General features: G+C 72.6%; 5 protein-coding genes. All 5 read right to left on the minus strand.

Features of this window, described 5'->3' with window-relative positions; all coding sequences use genetic code 11:
* Positions 1-367 precede the first annotated feature (367 nt).
* Positions 368-2,122 carry a substrate-binding domain-containing protein gene (locus KBX39_RS23260; protein ID WP_051611375.1) on the minus strand — a complete coding sequence of 585 codons (1,755 nt, stop codon included), beginning with the start codon at positions 2,120-2,122 and terminating at the stop codon, positions 368-370.
* Positions 2,123-2,300: 178 nt separating this feature from the next.
* Positions 2,301-3,335 (minus strand): lactonase family protein, encoded by a 1,035-nt coding sequence (locus KBX39_RS23265; protein WP_176722729.1) that lies wholly within the window; start codon positions 3,333-3,335, stop codon positions 2,301-2,303.
* Between the two features lie 106 nt (positions 3,336-3,441).
* Entirely contained in the window at positions 3,442-4,044 is a 603-nt protein-coding gene (locus KBX39_RS23270; RefSeq protein ID WP_043328792.1) for an ATP/GTP-binding protein, read from the minus strand.
* Entirely contained in the window at positions 4,025-4,414 is a 390-nt protein-coding gene (locus KBX39_RS23275; RefSeq protein ID WP_030502282.1) for a DUF742 domain-containing protein, read from the minus strand. The genes KBX39_RS23270 and KBX39_RS23275 overlap by 20 nt, the downstream gene beginning before the upstream one ends.
* Positions 4,404-4,814: roadblock/LC7 domain-containing protein (locus tag KBX39_RS23280; protein WP_210872498.1), on the minus strand; the 411-nt coding region annotated here is incomplete at its 5' end. The genes KBX39_RS23275 and KBX39_RS23280, both read right to left, overlap by 11 nt.

The following is a 4,814-nucleotide window of genomic DNA, read 5'->3' on the forward strand; positions in this document are numbered from 1 at the left end:
GGTAACCGACCAGGATGGCCACCGCCAGCACGGTGGTGTCCAGCACCACCAGGACCCGGATGTAGGCCCGCTCCGCGGCTCGTGTCGTCTTGCCCGGGCGTTCACCACCGGGTCGCGACGACGTGGCAGGGGTCAACAGCGTCGCCGAGGTCACCGGCCCTCCCCACTTCGCTCAGGACCGCCCCGTCCCCGCCCGGCTCCGGTGTGGAGCCCGCGGTCGAGGCACCCGGTCATCATGCCTGGACAATTATGGTTACCGATTGATTCGGACGCATTACCGTCAGTTCTCATCCCGCGTCTTGACCCGGGAAGCCTTCCGCCGTACCGGATTTGCCGGTACGGCGGAAGACTAGCGCTGAGCTTCAGGTCAGCGCGGGGCGGGCGGCCGGAGCGCGATCGCCCGGAGGAAGATCTCGCCGATCTTGCTGGGGTCGGTGGTGACGAACGCGCCGCCGCCGGTGACCTTGGTGATCGACTCCAGCTCGGCCCGGTTCACCTCGGTGCCGATGCCGATGATGACCACCTGGACCGGCTGCTCGTCGTCCTTCAGCTTCTTCAGCTGGTCCAGCAGCTCCTTCTGCGAGATGCCGTTGTCGTCCTCGTTCTTGCCGTCGGTGAACAGCACGATCGAGTTGACCTTGCCCGGCTCCCAGTCCTGCTGCACCTTCTTGTACGCCGCAAGCATGGTGTCGTACAGGCCGGTGTCGCCGCTGGAGGGCTTGATCGAGGCGAGGCCGCGCTGCAGCGCCCCCCGGTTGCTCGACAACGGCTTTATCCCGACCAGCTCGCTCCAGTCCTGCGAGCCCTGAAGGTTCGTGGAGAACGTCCACAGGCCGATCGACCAGGAGTCGTCGAAGAGCCCGAGGCCCTGGCTCGCGGCCGCCACCGTGACCTGCTCCCGGCTGGCGCCGTTCGCCGTCGCGACCGGCTTCTTCATCGAGCCGGAGACGTCGATGACGCAGAGCATCCGGCCCGACTGCGTGGCCACCGACCAGGTGGTGGTCGCCGTCGAGATGGCGCCCGGGTCGAGGTCGGCCGCGCCGCCCTGACCGGACGGCGGCACCTGGCTCGCGCCGCCGTTCGCCGGGCTCGGCGCGCCCGTCGGGGCCTGGAAGCCGCGCCCCCAGTTGCCGTCCGGCGCGCGCAGCGCCTGCGCGGCCAGCCGGTCCTTGAAGTCCGGCGTACGCAGCACCTCGAAGAGCACCCGGGCGGCGGACGCCTTGGCCGGCTCGATGCCGGGCAGCACCGCGAACGGGTAGTCGAGCGGGATCGGCACCGGCTCCAGGTAGAGCGCGGCCAGCCGGATCGGCGGCTTCGTGCTGTTGTAGGCGATCACGTCCTCCTCGGACAGCGCCGCCGCGCCGAGCCCGTTGGCGATCGCCGTCGGGTCCGACGAGCGCGGGAACCGCGCGAGGAGGTCCTGCCGCAGCGAGGAGCGGTTCGTGGCGAGGGCCCGCAGCGCCCCGACCATCGCCTCCTGCGCCTTCGGCGAGCCGGAATCGCCGGTGGAGCTGGCGGCGGCGGTGAGCGACAGCAGCCCGGACAGGCCGGCCGCGTCCTGGGTCGGCTCGACGATCCCGGCCCGCAGCGGCTTACTCGCGGTGACCTGGGTCAGCAGGTCGGACCAGCGGAGCTTCTTGTCCGGCCACCCTATGCGCGAGGCCACCGGCTCGGGCAGCGCCACCACCACCGGGCTGCGCGCGATCGAGGCGCCGTTCGTCGGCGCGAAGGCGCTGGCTCCGCCGCTCTTGAGCCGGACCAGCCAGGTCGAGGAGTCCGGCACCCAGACGTCCGGGGTGACAGCGGTGCCGCTGGCCTGCCCGACTCCGGCGAGCGTGGCGCCGTGCTTGCTGGCCACCGCGGCGGCCACCTCGACCGACTCGGAGGAGGAGACGTTGACGGCGATGCAGGTGCCGCCCACCGCGGCGCCGTCGGCGACCCACTGGTCGGCGGCGCCGCGCACCGCGGGGGCGATCTCCGGGGCGGTCGCCACCGACAGCTCGATCCGGCCCGAACAGTTCGGGCCGGCCAGCTGCTGGTAGCCGAACCAGGAGCCGCCCACGACGGCGACCAGGGCTACCGCCACAGCGGCGGCGCCTGCTCCACGGAGGTTGGAACGCATGCGATGGCGGCCAGACACGGTGACCATCTTGCGTACCTCGTGGGGTTACCACCACAACCGTTCGGACGAAAGTTACGCAGCAGAAACAGTTGATCACCTAACTCATACGCTAAGTTACTGGTCAGTCATTTCAGAGTGATGAAGTCCACTGCGGACGGTCGTTTCGGTGACCGTCCGCTCACGGCAGGAAGCAGGTCGGGCTCGCCACCGGCACCGGCTCCCCCATCACCTCGGGCACGCCGCTGACCGGATCGACCCGGAAGATCCTGATCATGTCGGCCCGCTCGTCGGCGACGTACAGGTGCTCACCGGCGAACGCGAAATGCCGGGGCCACTCACCGCCGGTGTCGACCTCGGCCACCAGCTCCGGCGCTTCGCCGTCGAGCGCGAAGACCGCCACCGTGCCGACGCCCCGGTTGCCCACGTAGAGGAAACGCCCACCCGGTCCCACGCTCACCTCGGACGGCTGGACATGCCCGGCCCGCCCGCTGGCGTCGACGCGCGCCCGCTCCCGCGGCCCGTCCGGCGTCAGGTCGTACGCGGTGACAGTGGCGTCCAGCTCGCCGACCAGCCACGCGCGCCGCCCGTCCGGGTGCCGGGCCAGATGGCGGGGCCCGGTGCCGGGCGGAGTGCTCACCCGGGGCTCCCGGGGCGTCAGCCGGCCGGAGCCGGCGTCGACGTCGTACCGGTAGACCGAGTCGGTGCCCAGGTCGACGGCGAGCAGCGCCCCGCCGGCCGGATCCGGCGACACCATGTGGCAGTGCGCGTGCTCCTGCCGGTCGGTGTCCGGGCCGTGCCCCTCGTGCCGGACCAGGTCGGCGCGCTCCCCCGGCACGCCCTCGGCGTCCAGGCCGAACACCGCCACGCTGCCGCCGCCGTAGTTCGCCACGAACAGGTGCCGACCGTCCGGGGCCACCGCCACGTGACAGGGCTCGGCCCCGCCGGACGGGCGCTCGCCCAGCGGCGTGAGGTCGCCGTCCGGCGCCACCCGGAACGCGCCGACCCGGCCGTCCGGCAGCTCGTTGCACGCGTACAGCACAGGCAGCGCCGGATGCCGGGCCAGGAACGACGGCGACGGGGTGACCGCCACGACACCCAGCGGCGTCAGCCCGCCGGTCGCCCGGTCCCGCCGGGCCGCGACGACGCCCTCACCCCGCCCGCCCGTCTCCGCCGTGTAGCCGCCGATGTGGACGATCTCGTCCTGCCCGGTCACCGCTCCCACCTTCCGTCGGTCCTGTCTCCGCCAGATCCAACCAGAGGCTTCCCGGTCAGGCGTCCGATCAGTCCCGCGACGGCCGACGAGATTCGCCGCGGGCGGCTCAGCCCACCGGCACCGGCTCGCCGCGCTGCCGCGCCACGTGCTCGACCAGCGAGATCAGCACCAGCTTGCCGGACTGCCGGTCCCGGGCGTCGCAGAGCACGAGCGGGACGTCCGGGTCCAGGTCGAGGGCGTCGCGCACCGCCTCCAGGCCGAACCGCCGGGAGCCCTCGAAGCAGTTGACGCCCACCACGAACGGGATGCCCCGCTGCTCGAAGTAGTCGATGGAGGGAAAGCAGTCGGCCAGCCGCCGGGTGTCGGCGAGCACCACCGCGCCGAGCGCGCCGAACGCCAGCTCGTCCCAGAGGAACCAGAACCGGTCCTGACCCGGGGTGCCGAACAGGTAGACCTGCAGGTCGTCGTTGATGGTGATCCGGCCGAAGTCCATCGCCACCGTGGTGGTCGCCTTCTGCTCCACCCCGGAGACGTCGTCGGTGTCGAGCCCGGCGCCGGTGAGGACCTCCTCGGTCTGCAACGGCCGGACCTCGCTCAACGCGCTGACCAGCGTCGTCTTGCCGGCGCCGAAGCCACCGGCGATGAGGATCTTCAGAGCCAGCGGCACCTGGGGCGCCCCCGGCTCCCGGTCATAACGCACGGAGTCCACTGACCACCGCCTTGAGGATGTTGTCGTCGGGCAGGTACGCGGTGGCCGGTGGCCGGTGCACCGCGACGAAGCCATGGGCGAGGAGGTCGCCGAGCAGCACCCGCACCACGCCCACGGCGAGGTCCAGGTCGGCGGCGAGGTCGGCCACGGCCTTCGGCCGGCGGGCCAGTTCGATCAGCCGGCGATGCTCCGGCTGGAGGCCGGGCGTGCCGGCCGGCTCGGCGTCCGGGGTGGCGAGCACGAAAGCCAGCAGGTCGAAGCCGTCCACCGGCGGGCGCACCCGGCCCCCGGTGAGCGTGTACGGGCGCACCACCGGACCGGCGTCGGCGTCCAGCCACTCGTGCTGCGGCCCCGGCGAGTCAGCGCGCATCGGCCGGCCCCCCGCCGCTGCGGGCCGGCGCGGCCAGGTTCTCCCCGACCCGGATCACCAGCATCGCCATCTCGTACGCCACCAGGCCGATGTCGGCGTCGGCGTCGCTCGCCACCGCCAGGCAAGCGCCCTGTCCGGCGGCGGTCACGAAGAGATAGGCCGACTCCATCTCCACCACGGTCTGGCGGACCGCGCCGCCGCCCAGGTGCCGGGTGGCGCCCTTGGCCAGGCCGGAGAAGCCGGACGCCAGCGCGCACAGGTGCTCCGCTTCGCTGCGGTCCTGGTCGCCGGAGGCGCCGAGCAGGAGCCCGTCCGCCGAGAGCACCACCGCCCGGCGTGCGGCGGGCACCCGCTCCACCAGGTCGTCGAGCAGCCAGTCGAGATCGGCGTTCTGCCGCGT

The sequence above is a fragment of the Micromonospora sp. D75 genome (genome assembly GCF_018070405.1).
Lineage (GTDB): Bacteria > Actinomycetota > Actinomycetes > Mycobacteriales > Micromonosporaceae > Micromonospora > Micromonospora chalcea.

Bases quoted from the DNA above. Each gene is read 5' to 3' on its own strand.
- KBX39_RS23260 (WP_051611375.1), bottom strand. From the start codon at position 2,122: ATGCGTTCCAACCTCCGTGGAGCAGGCGCCGCCGCTGTGGCGGTAGCC.
- KBX39_RS23275 (WP_030502282.1), bottom strand. From the start codon at position 4,414: ATGCGCGCTGACTCGCCGGGGCCGCAGCACGAGTGGCTGGACGCCGAC.